Genomic DNA, 20,494 nt, shown 5'->3' with positions numbered 1-20,494 from the left:
GCAAGATTCTAAAGGTCTGTGGTAGACCACCACGTTGATAGGCTGGAGGTGTAAGCATAGTAATGTGTTCAGCTTACCAGTACTAATAGACCGTGCGCCTTGACCTTATTCCTTACTCCCATACTTTGTCAAACTTTTTTATTGCAATATATAAATTGCATTATATAATTAAAGAAAGGGATACCTTTCTTTAATTTTTTTTGCGTGCAAAGGGGTTAGAGGTAAGTCAATGGAAGAAAGAGATATTTTTGAGGAAATTGTAAATCTCGGAAAGAGGCGTGGAGTTCTCACATACGACGAAATAAATGAGGCCCTGCCGTCTGAATTCTTTTCGCCTGACGAACTGGAAGATCTTATGGATGTCCTCAGTGACATGGGTGTTAAAGTTGTTGACTACGAAGAGGGCGTACCAGCAGAGGAAGAAATAGAGGAAGAGGCAGAAGAGGTAGAGCGTGCTGAGGACCTTGTTCAGGCCTATTTCAATTCAATGGGTGATATCTCTATCCTCACAAAGTATGAGGAAACCGAGCTTGCAAAAAAGCTTGAAGAGGGAAGGGAAATAATAAAGGAAACAACATCAGGTCTGCCCCTCTATAATAGAATAAAAGAAATGAGCGATCCTGAAGAAGGAGAGGAAGAGGAAGGAGAGCTTTTAACAGAAGAAGAGAAGGTTAATGAAGCCCTCATAAAAACTCTTTCAAGGATTGAAGAGTTGATGGAACTTGTTGAAAATGCAGACAAAAAGATAAAAAAATACGGCAACCTGGAGGGATTGAGGGCAGCTATAAATGAAAAAAAGAAAAAAGGGCAGAATACTAAGAAGTTAGAGTTGCTCTTAAAAGAGGTGCAGGCTGACTATAAAAGAATAGAATCAGAGGCAGGGATAAAGGTCGATGAGTTAAAAGACATATGGAACAGGATATCAAAGGCGAGGTATCTTGTGACAGAGGCGAAGAACGAGCTTATAACGAGGAATCTCAGACTGGTAGTCAATATTGCAAAGAACTATGTTGGCAGAGGATTGCCTCTTCTTGATCTTATTCAGGAAGGAAACATTGGCCTTATGAAGGCTGTTGATAAGTTTAAATATGAAAAGGGCTTTAAATTCAGTACATATGCAACATGGTGGATAAGACAGGCTATTACGAGGGCGCTTATTGACCAGACCAAGACAATCCGTGTTCCTGTGCATATGATGGAATTCTATAACCGTGTTACGAAGGCTTCCAGGGAACTCACACAGCAGCTTGGAAGGGAGCCGACTAATGAGGAGATTGGTAAGAAACTTGTTGTGCCTGTAAGAAAGGTTGAAGAGGTATTCAGGGCTATCCAGGACCCTATAGCACTGCAAACCCCCATTGGAGATGAAGACACAGAGCTTGAAGATTTTATAGGTGATAAAACAAGCCCTTCTCCATACTCAGATGCCGAAAGGATAGAGACCTCAGAGCAGATCCAGAGGGTATTGAGGACTCTGACACCAAAGGAAGAGACTGTCATCAGGATGAGATTCGGCATCGGCGTTGACAGGGATCACACCCTTGAAGAGGTCGGCAGGTATCTTTCGATAACGAGAGAACGCGTCAGACAGATTGAGGCAAAGGCCCTGAGGAAACTCAAACATCCAAGCAGACTAAGGGCATTAAAGATACTCACCACTTAATTAAGAAGGGCTGCTGAAGCAGCCCTTCTTAATTTCTGAACAGATCGCCAGCCTTAACTTCGCTTAATGCCTTTATTAATAAAGCCACAGAAGTCTTATCTTTGATACTTATTACCTGTGCTGTTCCAAGGGGAATATGGGGTTTTTCGCTGGAAATGATATCGAACATATCTCCGATCTCTATGTCGTCTGATGCCCCTTTATCGAGATAAACTGCACTGCCGACACCGCTCATATTGTATTTATCCCACAGCCTTATAATGTTTCCATTGACGGCAGGCCGCCTCTCCTTATCGGGCTCCACAGACACTTCCACAGGATAGAAGATTAGGAGCATGTCATTAATTGCGATTTCATTGTATGATTCAATGACCAATGCCTTTTTGTTTCCGTTGTTTTCTCCCACTACTTCTATTACGCCATTAATGCGAACCAGATAGCCGACATCATCCTTTGTTACCGGATGTATTACCTTCTCAGGTTTACCTATTATGTAGAATTTGTCATTTATGTTTGCCGGTCTGTCAGTTTCTATATACACATAATCTCCACGGCCAAGAAGTGTTTTTCTCTGAGGCGACCCATATATTTTACCTATACTTTTTATATTATCGGAGATGTAACCACTTTGTAAGAGGATTTCCCTTGAAGTGAGATAATTTCTCTTTTGTGCTGTTATCTTTTTTGGCGTGATTTTTACAGGGATTATTTCTTTTTCTGCCTTTTTAGGAACAACTCCAACTTCTTCCCGTATTTCCTCTTTTTTCTTTTCTACAACCTCACCTGGGATGTTCAGTTTCTGCCCCGGAAAAATGAGATCAGGATTTTTAATGTGCGGATTCGCCTTCCAGAGTTTTTTCCAGAGGAACGGATCTTTCATCCTCTCTTCAGATATGTCCCATAAAGTATCACCTTGTTTTATGGTGTATTCGCTTGCTATAAGTATGGCTGGAAATAGAACGAGAACTGAAATGACAAGAAACCTGAAAAGATTATTTGATGTATAAATCTTCATTGCTCCTCTCCTCTTCTAATTATTTATTACCGCAATTATAGCCCTTTTTATTACATCCATCAAGCAGTTGAGGTTTTTGATGCTTATGCTGAGCTGCGGCATGATGACGATGACATTACCCAATGGCCGTATCAAGACCCCTTCTTCTCTTGCCTTATAAGCAACCTTCCATCCTATTTTTTCTTCCCATGGATACGGCTCTTTTGTAGTTTTATCTTTTACAAGCTCTATCCCTGCAATAAGACCTTTGCTTCTCACATTGCCGACATTTGGCAAATCTGCTATATCTTTTAATCTTTCTTCAAGAAGTGCGATTTTTGGCTGCATGTTCTTTAATATCTCTTCTTTCTCAAACAAATCAATGCTTGCAATCGCAGCAGCACATGCTAAAGGATTGCCTGTGTATGAATGGCCGTGAAAGAAGGTTTTTAAATCTTTAAACTCGCCTAAAAATGCATTGTAAATCTCATCCGTTGATAGCGTGACAGCCAACGGCATATATCCGTTTGTTATCCCTTTTGAAAGGCACATAATATCAGGAACTACATTTTCATGCTCGCACGCGAACATTTTTCCCGTCCTTCCAAAACCTGTTGCAACCTCATCTGCGATCAAAAGCACATTGTATTTATTGCATAGCTCCCTCACGCCTTTTAAATAGCCTTCGGGCCATACAATCATCCCGCCTGCAGCCTGAACAATAGGCTCGATGATAAGCGCAGCTATTTTCCTGGAATGTTTTTCCAAGACATTTTTCAGTTCTTTAAGGCATGCGAATGAGCATTCCAATGGAGTCTTTCCAAAGTCGCATCTGTAGCAATAGGGAGAAGGTGCTTTATAAGTCTTAAACAGAAGCGGCTTAAATACATCATGGAATATGTCAATCCCTCCAATGCTTACTGCACCAATGGTATCTCCATGGTATGCATTCTTAAGAGATAAGAATGAATGCTTGCCTTTTACTCCTTTATGAATCCAGTATTGGAAGGCCATTTTCAGGGCGACTTCAACAGCAGTTGAGCCGTTGTCAGAATAAAAGACCTTATTTAGTGATGAGTGATGAGTGGTGAGTGATGAGTTTAATAATTGAATGAGCTTCGCTGCCAGTTTGATTGATGGGATATTCCCAAGCCCCAACAATGTTGAATGTGCAATTTTATCGAGTTGTTCTTTGATTGCATCATCTATCTCTTTCTTCCTGTGCCCGTGTATGCTCACCCATATTGAAGAAACACCGTCAAGATACCACTTGCCGTAAGCGTCCTTTACAAAACAATCACTGCCTTCGGTTATGATTATCGGTTTTTCTTCAAGCCAGTCCTTCATCTGCGTGAATGGATGCCAGATGAATTTTTTGTCAGCTTCTTCCAGTTTTCTTATCTCGTCAAGATAACTCATAATTTATCCTTTAAACTCCCTCATCGCCTCATTATACAACTCATCCGCACAATGCCTGTATTTCGGCGAAAAATGCATGATTTCGAGGCTTCCCACATTTGCCTCCCTTGCGATCCTTCCTGCAATAGCTGCTGTCAGGTGATGCCTCTCCTCAGCCCTGTCCCTGTCTTTTTCTAAAAAATATGCCTCGCAGAACAATATATCAGAGCCCCTTACGAATGGGATAATTTTTTCTATATTCTCATCCGCAGGCGCCATATCCATCACATAAGAAATCTTTTGCCCTTTTGTAATGGTGGCAACCTCCTTCAAATCTTTTAGACTCAGGGTTTTGTTATCAACCTCAAATATTGTATCATCAGAACTTCCTTCTCTGATTGCCTTTTTCAAATCCGAAAGCCATGGACCAACAGGAAGTTCCTTCTCGGTCAGAAGAGCTTTGTTAATGTTGATATGGAACTCCTCCTCAAGGGAATATGCCATCACAGGAATTTGGTGAGAGAGAAGAACTCCCTGTATCTTAAATAACGGTTCTTTTTTTATCATCCCGTCAAATATCATCGTTGGATGCATTGCTTTTCTGAAAGAGTTTTCAGCATAGAAGCCTGCATGGGATATAGAGTCTTCGTTTATTTCAAATACATCTATTTTTAATGGATAATCCTTTATCAGATTCCATGTGTATCCCTTGAGTTTTCCTTCTACGCACTGAATGATATTTTCAGGGCCGAAGATTCTAAGAGGGATATCTCGCTTAAGGACTCCGCGCAAGACCGTGTCGAATCCAGCAAAATGGTCCATGTGCATATGGGTCACAAAAACATCCGTTATCTTCAGGAGATTGCCCAGTTCGAGTCTCCCCATGTATCCGAGGTCAAAAAGCAAAGCCCTTTTTTCTCTCAAGATTCTTACATAAACGCATGGATCCTCAAACGGCCCATTGACAGGCCTTGCATGAAAACTTGGCTTCATAGTGGTATAATTATAACATTTAAGCAGCAAGTGGAAAGCAGGAAGTAAATGGAGGATTTATGTCTGAGTTGAGAAAAGACCCTATATCCGGGAGATGGGTAATCATATCAGTTGAAAGGGGAAAAAGGCCCACGGACTTCATATCGCCTTCGCAAAAAAGGAAGGCAGGAGGGTTCTGCCCTTTCTGTCCCGGCAATGAGCATACAACACCGCCGGAGATATTAGCCTTCAGGCCTGCGAGCACGCCCCCGAATTCTCCGGGCTGGACGCTAAGGGTATTGCCGAACAAATTCCCTGCATTGCAGATACACGGGGACCTCAATAAAAGGGGAGAAGGTGTATTCGATATGATGAACGGTATCGGCGCCCACGAGGTAATTATAGAAACGCCTGACCATCAACTGTCCCTCGCTACAATGCCCCAGCGCGCAGTGGAGGATGTCCTCTGGGCATACTATTTCAGGCTTACAGACCTTAAGAAAGATATGCGCTTCAAGTATGTCCTGATCTTTAAGAATGAAGGTGAAGTTGCAGGAGCATCCCTGGAACACAGCCACAGCCAGTTGATAGCCCTTCCAATTGTTCCCAAGACCGTGAGAGAGGAGATGGAATCATCAAAAAAATATTATGACAGCAAAGAGCGTTGCATCTTCTGCGACATAATCAGTCAGGAACTGGAGTCAGGGAAACGGGTTATTTATGAAAATGAAAGATATGTAGCCCTTTCACCCTTTGCGCCGAGGGACCCTTTTGAGACATGGATACTGCCGAAAAGGCACGAATCCTATTTCTATCCCCCTGAAAAGAGCTTCGCAAGCTTTGCAGAAATATTGCAGAGGGTTCTGAAACAGATTGACAGGGTCCTTGACATACCTCCATACAACTTCATACTCCACACATCTCCGTTTAAAGAAGAGATTAACGACTATTACCACTGGCATCTTGAGATTCTTCCGAGACTCACAAGGAGGGCAGGTTTTGAATGGGGATCAGGATTCTTTATTAACCCCACACCTCCGGAAGAGGCAACGAAATTCCTCAGAGAAGCAAAGATACAATGAAGGTTGCGATAGTAACATCAGAGGCTGTCCCTTTTTCAAAAACAGGGGGGCTTGCTGATGTAACAGGGACTCTTTTTAAAGAATATCTGCATATGGGTATCGAGGCATTTCTATTCATTCCCCTTTATAAAAGGACAGCAGAGCAGTTCGGAGAAGAGATTCAGGACACGGGCATTGCAATAGACATTCCCCTCGGAAAGGCATTCAGAAAATGCAAGGTATTCCAAGGGTCAAGGGTCAATCTACAAAACCCTGTGGGGGGTCAAGGGTCAGTTTTTTTTATCGGCAATGAAGAATATTTCGGCAGGGATGAGCTTTATGGAACTCCACGCGGCGACTATCCGGATAATGACCAGCGGTTTGCATTTTTCTGCAAAAGTGTTCTTGAGGCACTTAAAAGACTGAACATAGACATCGATATTATGCATTGCAATGACTGGCAAACAGGCCTTATCCCCATTTATTTAAAGACCCTTTATAGCAATGCAGATGTGTTCAGAAAAACGATATCTGTCATAACCATACACAATTTGGGTTATCAGGGGATATTCCCTCCTCAGGCCATGGAGATAACAGGGCTTGGATGGGAGCTTTTTAATATGGAAGGTGTGGAGTTTTACGGGAATGTGAACTTCCTTAAGGCGGGCATAGTTGGAGCAGACATCATTACTACCGTAAGCAGGACTTATGCAAAGGAAATACTAACACCCGAATCAGGCTTCGGACTTGACGGCATATTGAGGAAGAGGGCAGACCGCATATACGGGATACTCAATGGCATAGACTATAATGAGTGGAACCCGTCTGCCGACAAATTCCTTCCATATTCCTATAATAGAAGCAGATTATCAGGCAAGACGAAATGTAAGGCCGAACTGATGAAGCTGTGCTCTCTGGAGGGCGATGCCGATGCTCCTCTATTGTCGTTTATCGGCAGGCTTTCGAGCCAGAAGGGGATAGACATATTTGCAGATGCCATTCCCGAAATAATTGCAAAGGGTGTAAATATTGTTATACTTGGAAAAGGAGAGGACTATTTCCAGACACTGCTTAATTCCCTGAGGGAACGATTTGCTAAAGGGTTTTTCTTCTATTCAGGGTTTGACGAAGCCATTGCACACCTTATATATGCTGGATCCGACATGTTCCTCATGCCCTCGAGATATGAGCCGTGTGGTCTGGGGCAGATGATAGCAATGCGCTATGGAGCGATACCCATAGGGAGAAAGACCGGAGGACTTACGGATACCATAGAAGATGGAGAGACAGGTTTTCTTTTTGATGAATACTCTTCAAGGGGTCTGATGGATGGCATCAGCAGGGCATTGACGGGTTATGCTGACAAAGGAGCGTGGCACAGGATGATAAAAAGCGCAATGGGCAGGGATTTCTCATGGGAAAGATCTGCCGGTCTGTATTTGGAGCTTTACAGGAAATTCAGCAGGTAAAAGGCATGACAGAAAACACATCGGAATTATCAAATATGCAGGCGAATATACAGGATCAAAAAGACTTTTCCATGGAGAATTTTTTGGGCAGCGACAGGGAAGTGCTTAAAAAGCTTCAGGAGACCGTTGACAGGAACATAGAGCTTTACAAGATCACAAAGGAGCAGCTCAACAGGATTACTGTCATATATGAATTAACAAAGGCAATCATATCCATAAGCGACTTCGATGAGCTGCTGAAGAAAATCTCTGAAGATGCCACAAAACTGTTCAATGCAACAGGATGCATGATACGCCTTATAGAAGAAGGCAAGCTTAAAATCAGGGCATCTTTTGGTTTTCCCGAAGAAATTAAAGAGAGAGTAACAGTATGCATGGGTGAAGGGATAGCAGGGAAGGCGGCGTCGGAAGGAAAGACAATACTGGTCAAAAGCCCCGAGGAATTCGGCACCATCGCTCCAAATATAAACATCCAGACAGCCATATGCACTCCTCTAAAGATAAGGGACCAGATAATAGGAACCTTTGGACTTTTCGACAAAATGTCGCCTGACGGCTCTATAGTTTCTTTTACAGAGGACGACATTACCACTCTCGAGGGCATTGCATCCATTGTTGCCATTGTAATAGACAAATCGATCCTCTACGAAAAGGCCCTGAAACAGGAAAGGGAGGCCATAGAGGCAAAAAACCATGTCGAGGAATTAAAGGATTATCTTCAGGGATTGATAGAAAACACTGCCGATGCAATAGTAACCTCTGATTTAAACGGAGTTGTTACATCATGGAATATAGGTGCAGAAAAGATCTACGGCTACACAAAGGAAGAGGCCGTAGGCAGGTACCTTCCCTTTATTCCTGACTTTCTTGTTGACATGGAAAAAAATTACAGCGAGCGGGTGAAAAGCGGAGAGACCGTAAAGGACATAGAGACCGTGCGCAGGACAAAGGATGGAAGGCTTATCGATGTCAGTCTTACCCTTTCTCCCATAAAGGATTCCATCGGCAATATAATCGGCATAAGCGGAATAGCCAGGGACATAACAGAGAAAAAAAGGATAGAAAAAGAGCTGCTGAAAAAGAACAACGAGCTTTCGAGGCTCTTCTTCATAAGTTCTGCAATGAGGGGGACGCTTGAACTGGACAAGCTCCTCAGGATGGTTCTTACAGCGGTTACGATGGGGGACGGCCTTGGATTTAACCGTGCAATGCTCTTTCTTTTAGATGAGGATAAAAGGGTTTTAAAGGGGGCAATGGGTGTCGGCCCTGCGAGCCATGAAGAGGCGTGGCAGATATGGTCCAGATTATCCATGGAACACAAGAATCTCCACTCCCTGATAGAGGAGATAGAGGACAGCCCCCTTAGAAAAGATTCTTTCATAGACAGGCTCTGCTGCGGAATAGAGATTTCCCTCGATATAGAAACAATACTCACAAAGGCTGTTAAGGAGAAAATAGCCTTCAATGTCACGGATATCCATTCAGAACCCCTGTCAGACCCTGTCCTCATCCAGCAGCTCGGGACAATGGCATATGCCGTGGTTCCCTTGATATCGAGGGATAAGGTAATAGGGGTTTTATGGGTTGACAACCTCTTCTCAAGGAGGCCTATAACAGAACACGATATGGAATTTTTAAAGGGTTTTACTGACCAGATAGCATCTGCCATAGAAAATGCAAGCCTCTTTGAGCATGTGGCGCAGGCAGAGCAGGAGCTGGAGAATATCTTCGAATCTATTTCCGACTACCTCTATGTAACAGACATTAATTTCACTGTGAGGAAGGTCAATAAGGCGGTGGTTGAACTGCTGAACAGGCCGGCGGAGGAGATAATAGGAAAGAACAGCTTCGAGGTGTTCAGGGATGTGTCAGAGCAATGGTCATTATGCCATTACAAAGGGGAGATAAAAGGGACGGTTACGCAGGAACTTCATGATCCAAAGACAGGAAAGGCTTATCTTGTATCTTGCTCTCCTGTTTTGGATAAATCAAAAGAGGTGGTGGGAACCGTCCATCTCATAAAAGATATAACCGAGATGAAGGTATTAAGGGAAAAGGTCGCATCTGCTCAAAGGATGGCTGCCCTCGGGGAGATGGCGGCAAAGGTGGCCCATGAGATAAGGAACCCGCTCCTTTCCATAGGAGGTTTTGCAAGGAGGCTCGAAAAGAGGCTCGATGGAGATTTAAAGGAGCATGCAAAAATAATAGTGGGCGAGGTGCAGCGCCTCGAAGGGATATTGAACAATACCCTGAGTTTTGTAAAGAGTGCAAGATTGAACAGGAAAAAGGTTGATATAAACGAACTCATCGATAATATCGCTAATCTCCTTGAGCCTACAATATACGACAGGGGCAACGCACTGATAAAGGAAATAGAATATCCGGCAGAGGCGTTTATAGACTATGACAGAATAAAAGAGGCTATTTTGAATATAGTCGCCAATGCCAACCAGGCAACGGACAATGGGAATATAATCATAAGGGCTTATATTGGGAAAACATATTCCGAGGCAGACTTTTTCGGACACAGGACAGAAAAGAGAGAGACCGTAATCGAGGTGGAAGACAACGGATGCGGCATCAAAGAAGAAGATATCGACCGTGTTTTCGATCCCTTCTTTACTACCCGTCCCACAGGGACAGGACTCGGGCTTTCCATAACAAAGAGGATTATCGAGGAGCATGGTGGTAAAATAGAAGTTGAAAGTGTCTGGGGTAAGGGTGCAAAGTTTAAAATATATCTACCTTTGGAGGAGGAATGATATGAAGATACTGGTTGTGGATGATGAGAAGAACATATTGAAACTCTATCAGGCAGAGCTTGAGGACGAAGGATATACAGTTGTCACAGCCAACTCAGGGCGGGAGGCAATGGATATCTTTGAAAGTGAAAATCCCGACCTTGTTACCCTCGATGTCCTGATGCCCGATATCGACGGCATTCAGGTATTAAGGCAGATGAAGGAGAAAAAGCCCGATATACCTATAATAATGCTCACTGCCTATGATTACCGGGATGACTTCTCTGTCTGGGTTTCTGATGCATATGTGGTCAAATCATCGGACCTGAGCAATCTGAAGGCCACTATAAGACAGATAATTGAAGGCAGAAAATAAGGTAATCACCCTTAAGGCCGAACTTCCTGCATATGGCGGTCTTTCCATCGGCAAATGGAAGGGGAAAGTTGTATTCATAAAAAACACTATCCCCGGAGAGACGATAGAGGCAAAATTAGAAGAGGAAAGGAAAGATTATTACACAGCCTCGACAACAAAGATATTAGAGCCCTCTCCCGACAGAATAGAACCCAATTGTAAATTCTTTGGCTTATGCGGCGGCTGCCAGTCCCAACACATTTCCTACCAGGGGCAGATAAAATTAAAAGAAGAAATCCTCAAGGACTCTCTAAAAAGAATAGGGAAAATAGACATAGAACTTTCAAAGCCCCTTATTTACGATAATCCATGGCATTACAGGTACAGGGGACAGTTCAAGGTTTCGCACGAAAAGGTTGGATTTTACAGAGAGAAGACAAGAGAGGTAATCGATATTGACTGCTGTCTTCTTATGACAGAGGAGATAAACGGATATCTTCTGAAAGCCAAGGATACATTGAGAAAAAGCGGACATCTCCATGCAGTCAGCGAGGTGCATATATCTTATGGAGATGGAGCTATTGCACTGATAAAAACTAAGGGGAAACAACCTGCGAAATGGCCTGAGCTTGCCCCGGCATTTCTGCACGCAGGGTTCTCCGGGGTATTCATCGATTCCGGAGAAAAGCGGTTGTTAAAATATGGAAACCATTACATAACACTCGACCTTGAGGGTTTAAAATACACTATATCGCCCATGAGTTTTTTCCAGAGCCACTGGAGATTAAATCAGGCTGTTGTTAGATTTGTAAAAGGCAGACTGCAGCCACTTAAAGGCAAAAGGGTATTGGACTTATACTCAGGTGCAGGAAACTTCTCCCTTCCCATTTCCCTTGATGCAGGCGAGGTGATTGCTGTCGAGGAAAACCCTTTTGCCATAGAGGATGGCAAGAGGAATTTACAAATAAACGGCATAAAAAATTGCAGATTCATCCGTTCATCAATCGAGGGTTTAAATATCAAAGATTCCACCGACATCATAATATTAGATCCTCCGAGATTGGGTCTCACAAACGCTGCAATGGATAAAATACTCGACATGGTGACTGAAAGGATTGTGTATGTGTCATGCAATCCCGCGACCCTTGCGAGGGATCTGAAAAAGCTCCTTGCTGCATATGAACTGGAATCTATAAGGATGATAGACTTCTTTCCGCAGACCTATCACATCGAGTCATTGGCGTTTTTGAGGACGAAGTAATAATAATAATAATAAATTATATATGAGCATCTTATACATGTTAGGCACGGCTCAAAGACTTTAAAAAGTGCTATTTCAAGTGAGTTATAGAAGATAATAAACGCATTCACCCAAGAAGTATCCAATGTTGTAGAATACGGATACAAGATAAATGTTTCTACAAGTGCAGGGTTTAAAGTCTTTTCGCCGTACCTAACATGTATTTTAAGGTTTAATTTAAGGTAAAATTATTTATGCCGCTTTTGTGTCCTATAGACAACCTGAAGGAAAATCATGAAGTCATAATATGCGACAGTGCAGTGGCAAAACAGGCACACAAGGAGTTGTTCCGCTATAAAGACGATGTCTATGTAACTGTTGATAATACAGAAAATGTCTTTGACGCAATTTCTAACACCGTCAATTCATGCAATGCAGAGTCAAATTCCTGCCCATCAAAAATCCATTTAGTCCTTAACTGGCTTAATCTCCTGCAGGTCTCTCTGTGGCAGACAAAGAAGCCGACAACAGGAGATGCTTTTACTGTGCTCAAAAATGCAGGGGTCGGCTCTCATGAACTTCAACCCTTCAAAGCATCGGACATAAACGATATATTCCCGTGGCTTTATTATGGAAAGAGGTTTGACATCCTCAGAAAGCTGTGCCACAAGGCAAAAAAGCAGACAGAAGCACATCTTAAAAATCATTCCATCCGTGTTGACTGCCATCTTATTGCTGAGGATACAAAGAAGGTAGTTGCAAGCAGCCTCTGAAGGACCTGTTAGCCTCCGTGGGAGGCAGAGCAGGAAATCGCCGGAGCCAAGTCTTAATTAGTTAATTAGGGACACATCCCCTATTTAATTCTTTTGCCCTTTTGGTCTGCCAGGTCTCTGTAATATGAACCTTTTGTTCAGCTTCTTTTCCATCCTCTTTATAAACTCTTCTCTACCGAAAGGTCTTCCAGTTCTCGTTGAATACTTCAAGCGTTGTATCTCTTCCTCTGTAATGCTCTCTCTGATAAATGCTATATAGTCTTTCCGGTGATTATCGTTAAAAAGTTTTTCGCCTAATATGTCGTCTCTCTTGCCTTCGATATAAGCCTTTGCGCTTGAATAGGGGTATTCCTCTTCTTTTTTCACTATATTTGCACGCTTTGGATTTTGCTCAATATATCTTGCCACAGCCCATAAATAATGTTCTCTGTCAACTATGCAGGAATGGTATCTGCTTTCCCACAATCTTCCTGTTTTTCATATTTCCTGTTGATATGCTGGGTATAACAAAGCGTTAGTCCTTGCATCATTTTATAAAGAGATTCCTCGCGTTTAGGTCTCACAAGCAAATGGACATGGTTTCCCATAAGGCAATATGCAATGACTGGGCATTCCCATTTGTCTGAGTATTTTTTTTAGTAATTCCAGATATTTTTGTCTGTCTTCCTCTTCAAAGAAGACCTTTTCTTTATTATTTCCCCTTTGGATTATATGATGAGGGAATCCTACCGCAACCGCTCTTGCTATCCTTGGCGTGCAGTAATTTTACAGAACAGCTATTTTAATGTCAAAAAATATGGGATGTGTCCCTAATAATCTCTAATAATCTACTAATAATCTAAATAATTCCTAATAAAATCAACTGCAAAATATTTCACTATTTCGTATTTCGTGGTATTATGGATAAAAAACGAAATGGCGGGAAATATGGCAGGATTGTCAAGCTATCGCCCCAGCAGTTTTTTCAGGCGTAAGAACTCTTTGAGCGACCTTGTAACGCAGTCCTCTATTGCCATGCCGTCGAAATAATTTCCTGTGAGAAGCAATCGACTTGTTGATATTGATTGTTCTATTTTGCCGACCAATGCGTCATGGCCAACATTGAGGGAAGGCACAAAATTTTCTTTTGCAGCTATATGTTCGATCTGCGCCGTCTTAATTCCAAGCACTTCGGCTATCCTCTTTAGCTTCGCATCGTTATTTAAAATGCCGGGTTTGAAATGGAATGTGAATCCTCTATAAGAATCGTGCTTCACAGTGTCTCTTGACACTATCGAATAAAAGCTGTCTGATGAAGGGATTATTCCTGCGACAGGCGGTATCGAAGCTGCAAGGTCTTTTTTGACTACAACGCCAACAGACTCAACACTTTTGACACTGATTGCCGCCAAACTTTCTGCTGTTTGTGGAAACGAATCTCTGAGAAGTTTCGATGCCACCGATGCAGGAGCAGCAATGGCGAGTGTATCTGAATTATAAGTTGCATTGATTGTGATTGTCTGGAAAGAGCCGTTATTAAAGTTTACGGAAAGAACCTCTGTGCCTTTCAATATCTCGATATTCTTTTCCGATGCAATGGAATCTGTTATTGTCTGTACGCCATTTGTCAACGTGAATTTTTTGATAACATCTTTTCTGCGAGCCCGTTTTTTAAATAGCATGTCTGCCGGAAAATCGCTTGCATCTTGTGATATTACGGCATTGAGGGCAGGAGAGAGAACCTTCTCGAAATTTTTATTGCCGAGGACTTTTGAATAATAAGACCTTACACTCTGCCTTTCTTTTTTCAGGCTAAAAATTTTTGGTATCGAGAGCAGGAGTTCCAGAAAATTAAGCTGTGAAGGAATGGATTTTATCTGTCCATCCACAAGCATTTTGAATGGAATCTTTTCACGGCCGATAATGCGGTCGAGAATCCTGCATTCTTCAATTATCCCTATTAAATTGCTGTAAGAGTTGTAGCAGGTGTGGGCGCCTATCTCGACCCAGAACCCACCGGTATCCTCAAAACTATGGGAGTGCAGAGTGCCGCCGACCCTTTCGGTTTTTTCGATGACTAATGTCTTAAGCCCTTCTTTTGCACAGTAGTGAGCCAGACTCAATCCGCTGATGCCTGCTCCTATTATGATAATGTTGTATTTGTCCACTTTATTATATCCACCCCAAATCCTTTGCATTTTTTATCACGATGTCTGACAGAGCTTCTATAAATTTTGGAGATGTGTTCAGCGATTCCATTCTCTTGAGATTCATTCCAAGACCCCGAGCCATGTCTTTATAAAGCATGTCTATTTCATAAAGGGTTTCGATATGGTCTGATACAAAACTGATCGGCACTGCAAGAAGGTCTTTCACACCTTTTTTTGCAAGCTCATGGAGCACTTCTTCAGTTGTGGGCTCAAGCCATTTCACAGGCCCTGTCTTGCTCTGGTAAGAGAGATGCCACTCTATGTCGACCTTTCTCAGGATTGCATCTATAGTCCCTTTTATCTCATTGACATAAGGGTCGCCCTTATCGACAAACTTTTTAGGAAGGCTGTGGGCGCTGAAAAGGACAACGGGTTTTTTGTCAAAAGTCTTTATTCCCTTCTGGATATTTTCAACGAGTGCATCAATGTAAAGCGGGTGATTAAACCATGATATCGCCGAGAAATAATCCACATGGTATTTTTTTATCGCCTCTTCAAACTTTTTCACAGAAGAACCTGTGGTGGCAATTGAGTAGTGTGGATATAGGCTTAATGCTAAAATCCTGCTTATCCCGTCTCTCATTGCATGATCAACGGCCTCTTCAATAAAGGGACGCCAGTATCTCATGCCGACATATACCCTAAATTTCGAATTTCGAATTTCGAATTTCGAATTTAATAAATTTTCAAGTGCTTTTGCCTGCGCGTTTGTGATATCAAGAAGGGGGGACTTGCCGCCGATGAGGCTGTAGGCTTCTATGACACTTTCTAATCTTTTGCGGATAATGAGTGATGCAATGGGCTTCTGGAGAAAGGATGGGCCGAGCTTTATGATATCTCTGTCAGAGAAAAGATTGCGCAGAAAGGGCTCGACCGAATCGAGAGAGTCAGGCCCCCCCATATTTAAAAGGATAATGCCTATCACAAAATTAAGGATACTGGATTAACCCGAAAAATTCAAATGGTAGGATTCAAGAACCTTGTTCTTTCAGCTTTTTCATCAACCTTTCGTACTTCTCGGCACCAACGCATTCCTTGGCTGCAGGGCACCACTGCAGGCATGAAGGCTTCATATCCCGTGTTATAGTTTTCCCACATCCCTTGCATACAGTATCAGGCTCATCTGTCCATATCTCGTTTTTGTGCATGCAATATGCACAGATTAACTCTTCGGGAAACGGTGTTCTTATTTCGCTGCTTCCTGGACAACTCTCTTTCATAATATTTTTAGCAGATACAGGATGTTAGAAATATGAGATAAATCATATGCTTAACTTCCCCATCTCTTAAATAGTTCATGCTCCACGCCGAAGCTATCCAGTATCTTCCCTACAATAAAATTCACAATGTCATCCATGTTTTTCGGCTGGTGATAAAAGGCAGGCACAGGCGGCGCTATCTTTACGCCGAGCCGAGCAAGTTTCAGCATATTTTCGAGGTGTATTGCGCTGAATGGCATTTCACGGGGAGAAAGCAAAAGAGGTCTTCCTTCTTTTATCACAACATCGGCAGCCCTTTCAATGAGATTGTTTGCATATCCATTGGCAATGCCTGAAAGGGTTTTCATGGAGCATGGCACAACAAGCATCCCGTCTGTCTTAAACGAGCCGCTCGCTATAGGTGCTTCCATCTGTTTATCTTCATAAAAAAACAACCGGTCTGTCTTAAAATGTCTTCTGATTATTCCCTCAGTTGCCTTTGACCCTTTTTCTGTTGTCCAGTCTATTTCTGTCTCATCTTTAATTATTGAGAAGGTATCTGACGATATTACGAGATGAACTTCTGAAACTTTGAGCAACTCTTCAAGTAGCCTTACGCCGAATATCGAGCCGCTTGCGCCTGTTATGGCAAGGATATATCTTTTCATAGGATTAGTATACTAAAAATATTTGAATATTTTATATATTTTTAATAAAATGGAAGACATGAGAAAAGCGAAGAAGAGAAAGTATTGTATAACTGCCTATATTGATAAAGAGAAGATATCTTCTGTCAGAAAGAAGATGAAATCCGACCGCACCATGCAGGAAATCGTTAAGATATTCGAAGCCATCGGTGGGCCTACAAAGGCGGACATCATATCTGCCCTGTGTTTCGACGAGATGTGCGCACCCGAGATAGCGGCTGTTATAGGTACAACGCGGTCCAACGTTGCCCATCAGGTGAAAACACTGATAGAACTTGGGCTTGTCAAATCCAGGAGAAAGGGAAGATATGTCTTTTATTCCCTTGACGCGAAAGGCATAAAATGGGTGTTTGACGAATTCTTAAAGCGCATAAGAAGATGACTCAACATAGCAATTCGCACCCTTGAAACCCTTTATTCCGTTGTGTAATATTAAGACATGTTTTTACATCTAAAGCGGTTTAAATTATCATCTCTCCTGTTCGCTTTCATTTTGTTGACTGCTTCCGTGATATTCCCCATAATCCACATTCACGCACATGACGAAATATCACACGGATTTAACGCCTCAAATACTGCACAATCGGGCATGAAGGCCATGACAGCAGCCATTATGAAAATCATCCCCATCTAATATCTGGGTCAAGACCAGTTAGCAGGCAAAGCAATTTATTCGAACACTTTACTGCTCCGGCAGATACGGCAGTTGCGGATATCCTGTTTTTCACAGGGAAGCCTCTAAAAGCACTCCCATTTCAAAGAAGCCATGTATATTCTAATAACGGCTTCCTTGCAGCATTCTCAGGCCTCTCACCCCCCTTAAATTAAGCAAGCAATTTTCAGCAGACAGAAAAAATCACCTTAATGGGAGGGGTATATGTTGAAAATCATAATTGCAGTGCTGTCTTTTTTAATAGCGCCTTTGAACAATGCCATGGGAATAGAAAAAATTCTTTACCAGAAGGATTCCCTTTATCAGCATATTGCTGTGCTTGAAGATGCAGTAAAAAGAGAGAGGTTCTACTACAGTAACAAAAGGGAAGGGGTTCAGGGTGGAATCTATATGGACGCACCCGAAAGACTCCTTTTTGAATATGCCAGAATATCCTTTGTTTCTTTGGCCTTTCTGGACAAGGACCCAAAAGATGTGCTTTTTATCGGCCTCGGATCGGGATCGATGCCGCAATACTTTAATAGATACTATCCTGAGGCCAATATTGATATTGTCGAGTTTGACCCCGAAATAGTGGATATAGCGAAAAGATACTTTTATTTTAAAGAAGGCAGGAATATGAAAATGTATGCTACCGACGGCCGGGTATTTATTAAAAGAACACCCAAGAAGTATGATGTGATTTTCCTTGATGCTTATCAGGGCGGTGATATACCTTCCCACCTCACTACAATTGAATTCTTGATGGAAGTAAAAGGCAAATTGAAGGAAGGAGGGGTTGTTGTTTCAAATATTCTGTCCCAGTTCAGAAATAGGTTTTTTGATTCCATGGTTGCGACATACGATAAGGCATTCCCACACCTTTATATATTTAAGGGCAGAAAGTCCAATAATTTTATTTTTATAGCCACTAAGAGCAGTGTCATGAAAGGAAGGGAAGATATTTATCAAAGGGCCAGAAAAATTCAGATGTCCAGAAAAATGGATATAGATTTACCCGGTATTAGCTGGACATGCGAATACTGTGATGAGTACAGGATGGATGCTAAAGTCCTGACTGATGACTTGCCCCTGTGAATTTATACAGGCATATGAAAGTTTATGATTAGGCAAGGGGGAAATTATGCTCATAAAAAATAATCGTTTTTATTTGCGGTGCAGTTGTGATGTCCTTTGAGATCCTCGGAAGCAGGGTGCTCGCTCCAAACTTCGGCAATTCTGTCTTTGTATGGGGAAGCCTGATAAGCACCTTTCTGGCAGGCCTTTCAGCGGGGTATTATTGGGGCGGGAAGATTGCAGACCTAACCCCATCCATAAGGAAGCCCGGTTTGATTATCATTGTCCCGGCAATTATGCTTATGGCATTTCCCTTTTATGGAAAGGCAGTTTGCGACTGGATATTCGAGTTGGATATTGGAGAAAGATTGAGTCCTTTGTTTGCTTCGGGCGCGCTGTTTTTATCCCATCAGTCTTTCTCGGGGCTGTCAGCCCGTATGTTGTGAAACTTCAGACCCGCAACCTTATGTCTGTCGGAAATACTGTCGGCAATCTGTATGCCCTTTCAACCGTTGGGAGCATAGCAGGCACTCTTGCGACCTCATTTTATCTGATTGCTATAGCAGGGGTTAATACCCTCATACTCTCTCAGGGAGTGCTTCTGCTGATTATCTCGGCTTCTCTGCTTTTTATGGATTTCAGTCGCAAAACAGAGAAGAATTGTCAGGATAAACGGATAGAAACCTCTATCAACATTAATGTGACATGATGGTCAACAACCACAACTATCATAACTCCACCAGATATGGAGTCATGGCTGCCCTTCTCTCTGCCAGCCTTTTCGGCATGAGCACTCCTGTTGCAAAGCTGTTGCTCGGAGAGATGTCACCGCTACCATTAGCCGGGCTTCTGTATCTTGGAAGCGGGATTGGACTTTTTCTTTTATTTGTAATACGCCGTCTTACGACGAGAGAGCATATGCCCTTTAATGAATCAAGATTGAGGGGTTCGGATTATCTATATCTTTCTGGAGCCATCTCTTGCGGCGGAATTGCTGCCCCCATCCTTCTGATTTACGGGCTTTCTATAACATCGGCTTCTACAGCCTCTCTGTTACTGAATATAGAGGGCATTCTTACCACTCTGACAGCTTCACTGATATTTAAGGAATCGGTTGGAAGACGTGTCTGGATGGCGGCAGTGCTTATGCTTACGGCCAGCTTGACCCTCACTTATGCGCCCTATTCCAGAGGATGGTCCTTACAGCCAGGCTCAATCCTTGTTATGATGGCGTGTCTAATGTGGTCCTTTGACAACAACCTGACAAGGAAGCTTTCACACCGCAGCCCCCTTTCCATAGCCTGTATTAAGGGGCTTGTCGCAGGTTTTACAACCTTAATAATCGCTTTCACGGCAGGAAATCAGATGCCGTCCCTTTTTCCGCTCACTGGCGCACTGATTCTTGGAGCCTTCAGTTATGGCGCAAGCCTTGTCCTTTTTGTATACGCCTTAAGATACCTTGGAACATCACGCACAAGTGTTTACTTTGGCACAGCGCCGTTTCTGGGAGCAATCGTCTCTATATTACTTCTTCATGAGCCGATTACCATCCAGTTGGTCATTGCTACAGCGCTTATGCTGGCTGGCACCGGACTTGTTTTAAAGGAGTATCATGAACACGAGCATGAACATGAGGAATTATCCCACGAGCACAGGCATATCCATGATGAACACCATAATCATAAACATGGTGATGGCTGTTCTGAACCGCACTGCCACGAGCATGAACATAGCCTTCTGGTGCATTCCCATGCCCATGTCCCGGACCTCCATCACTATCATGGACACTGACAAATAAGCCTTCATTTGGGCTTGTCATTTTATATTTGAATATTTGTTCATATATTCATTAAAATAAAACAAGATGAGAAAAGGTAAAGAAGAGGTTTGCGAGGTTACTTACATTGACAGAAGGAAGGTATCTTCTGTCAGAAAGAAGATGAAGTCAGAAGATGCCATGCAGGGGATTGCAGAGACATTCAGAGTTCTTGGTGATCCTACAAG

General features: G+C 42.6%; 18 protein-coding genes, 1 rRNA gene and 2 pseudogenes. 12 read left to right on the top strand and 9 right to left on the bottom strand.

All coding sequences use genetic code 11. The annotated features are described in order from the left end of the window. A 23S ribosomal RNA gene (locus tag V7L97_RS07105) occupies positions 1-107 on the top strand; the annotation flags it as partial. A gap of 122 nt (positions 108-229) precedes the next feature. After that, positions 230-1,663 (top strand): sigma-70 family RNA polymerase sigma factor, encoded by a 1,434-nt coding sequence (locus V7L97_RS07100; protein ID WP_333654574.1) that lies wholly within the window; start codon positions 230-232, stop codon positions 1,661-1,663. Between the two features lie 28 nt (positions 1,664-1,691). Here the strand turns inward: V7L97_RS07100 and V7L97_RS07095 are convergent, their stop codons facing one another. From V7L97_RS07095 to V7L97_RS07085, 3 genes are read right to left on the bottom strand one after another with little or no spacing between them, the layout of a single operon-like run. Continuing rightward, positions 1,692-2,678 (bottom strand): LysM peptidoglycan-binding domain-containing protein, encoded by a 987-nt coding sequence (locus tag V7L97_RS07095; RefSeq protein WP_333654571.1) that lies wholly within the window; start codon positions 2,676-2,678, stop codon positions 1,692-1,694. A gap of 15 nt (positions 2,679-2,693) precedes the next feature. Then, complete coding sequence (gene bioA / locus V7L97_RS07090; protein ID WP_333654568.1) at positions 2,694-4,076, bottom strand: adenosylmethionine--8-amino-7-oxononanoate transaminase; 1,383 nt, start codon at positions 4,074-4,076, stop codon at positions 2,694-2,696. Positions 4,077-4,079: 3 nt separating this feature from the next. After that, positions 4,080-5,048, bottom strand: coding sequence for a ribonuclease Z (locus V7L97_RS07085; protein WP_333654565.1), 969 nt, complete (start codon positions 5,046-5,048; stop codon positions 4,080-4,082). Between the two features lie 59 nt (positions 5,049-5,107). On the opposite strand from V7L97_RS07085, the gene galT reads away from it, so the two are divergent. From galT to V7L97_RS07055, 6 genes are all read left to right on the top strand, one after another. Beyond that, positions 5,108-6,109, top strand: a complete 1,002-nt coding sequence (gene galT, locus V7L97_RS07080; RefSeq protein WP_333654563.1) for a galactose-1-phosphate uridylyltransferase — start codon at positions 5,108-5,110, stop codon at positions 6,107-6,109. Next, positions 6,106-7,557: a glycogen synthase gene (locus V7L97_RS07075; RefSeq protein ID WP_333654560.1), complete on the top strand. Its 1,452-nt coding sequence runs from the start codon at positions 6,106-6,108 to the stop codon at positions 7,555-7,557. Before galT ends, V7L97_RS07075 begins: the two co-directional genes overlap by 4 nt. Next, positions 7,503-10,319, top strand: a complete 2,817-nt coding sequence (locus V7L97_RS07070) for a PAS domain S-box protein (RefSeq protein ID WP_333654559.1) — start codon at positions 7,503-7,505, stop codon at positions 10,317-10,319. Before V7L97_RS07075 ends, V7L97_RS07070 begins: the two co-directional genes overlap by 55 nt. Position 10,320: 1 nt before the next feature. Beyond that, a complete protein-coding gene (locus V7L97_RS07065; protein WP_333654558.1) occupies positions 10,321-10,674 on the top strand; it encodes a response regulator in 354 nt (117 codons plus the stop codon). Further along, complete coding sequence (locus V7L97_RS07060) at positions 10,658-11,914, top strand: class I SAM-dependent RNA methyltransferase (RefSeq protein ID WP_333654557.1); 1,257 nt, start codon at positions 10,658-10,660, stop codon at positions 11,912-11,914. Before V7L97_RS07065 ends, V7L97_RS07060 begins: the two co-directional genes overlap by 17 nt. A 233-nt stretch (positions 11,915-12,147) precedes the next feature. After that, positions 12,148-12,666 carry a hypothetical protein gene (locus V7L97_RS07055; protein ID WP_333654555.1) on the top strand — a complete coding sequence of 173 codons (519 nt, stop codon included), beginning with the start codon at positions 12,148-12,150 and terminating at the stop codon, positions 12,664-12,666. An 84-nt stretch (positions 12,667-12,750) separates the two neighbouring features. On the opposite strand, the gene V7L97_RS07050 is transcribed toward V7L97_RS07055, so the two are convergent. From V7L97_RS07050 to V7L97_RS07030, 6 genes and pseudogenes are all read right to left on the bottom strand, one after another. After that, a complete protein-coding gene (locus V7L97_RS07050; RefSeq protein WP_333654552.1) occupies positions 12,751-13,032 on the bottom strand; it encodes a hypothetical protein in 282 nt (93 codons plus the stop codon). 68 nt (positions 13,033-13,100) lie between these two features. Next, a pseudogene (locus V7L97_RS12995) lies at positions 13,101-13,286 on the bottom strand (transposase); the annotation flags it as partial. A gap of 324 nt (positions 13,287-13,610) precedes the next feature. Beyond that, a complete protein-coding gene (locus tag V7L97_RS07045) occupies positions 13,611-14,843 on the bottom strand; it encodes a protoporphyrinogen/coproporphyrinogen oxidase (RefSeq protein WP_333654549.1) in 1,233 nt (410 codons plus the stop codon). Further along, complete coding sequence (gene hemH / locus V7L97_RS07040) at positions 14,818-15,756, bottom strand: ferrochelatase (RefSeq protein ID WP_442891779.1); 939 nt, start codon at positions 15,754-15,756, stop codon at positions 14,818-14,820. The genes V7L97_RS07045 and hemH overlap by 26 nt, the downstream gene beginning before the upstream one ends. A gap of 70 nt (positions 15,757-15,826) precedes the next feature. Next, positions 15,827-16,075 carry a hypothetical protein gene (locus V7L97_RS07035; protein WP_333654545.1) on the bottom strand — a complete coding sequence of 83 codons (249 nt, stop codon included), beginning with the start codon at positions 16,073-16,075 and terminating at the stop codon, positions 15,827-15,829. Positions 16,076-16,125: 50 nt separating this feature from the next. Beyond that, the gene (locus tag V7L97_RS07030) at positions 16,126-16,722 is read right to left on the bottom strand and encodes a UbiX family flavin prenyltransferase (protein WP_333654543.1); all 597 of its coding nucleotides are present in this window, start codon (positions 16,720-16,722) and stop codon (positions 16,126-16,128) included. 58 nt (positions 16,723-16,780) lie between these two features. On the opposite strand from V7L97_RS07030, the gene V7L97_RS07025 reads away from it, so the two are divergent. From V7L97_RS07025 to V7L97_RS07005, 4 genes and pseudogenes are all read left to right on the top strand, one after another. Beyond that, positions 16,781-17,143 (top strand): ArsR/SmtB family transcription factor, encoded by a 363-nt coding sequence (locus V7L97_RS07025; RefSeq protein ID WP_333654542.1) that lies wholly within the window; start codon positions 16,781-16,783, stop codon positions 17,141-17,143. Between the two features lie 495 nt (positions 17,144-17,638). Continuing rightward, complete coding sequence (locus tag V7L97_RS07020; RefSeq protein ID WP_333654541.1) at positions 17,639-18,511, top strand: spermidine synthase; 873 nt, start codon at positions 17,639-17,641, stop codon at positions 18,509-18,511. An 89-nt stretch (positions 18,512-18,600) separates the two neighbouring features. Then, a pseudogene (locus V7L97_RS12990) lies at positions 18,601-19,199 on the top strand (fused MFS/spermidine synthase). Then, the gene (locus V7L97_RS07005) at positions 19,196-20,281 is read left to right on the top strand and encodes a DMT family transporter (RefSeq protein ID WP_333654536.1); all 1,086 of its coding nucleotides are present in this window, start codon (positions 19,196-19,198) and stop codon (positions 20,279-20,281) included. Before V7L97_RS12990 ends, V7L97_RS07005 begins: the two are co-directional and overlap by 4 nt. The last annotated feature ends 213 nt before the right edge of the window (positions 20,282-20,494 follow it).

This window comes from Dissulfurispira sp. (genome assembly GCF_036745535.1).
In the GTDB taxonomy this organism is placed as follows: domain Bacteria; phylum Nitrospirota; class Thermodesulfovibrionia; order Thermodesulfovibrionales; family Dissulfurispiraceae; genus Dissulfurispira.
This window is presented reverse-complemented; position numbering and strand designations above follow the sequence as displayed.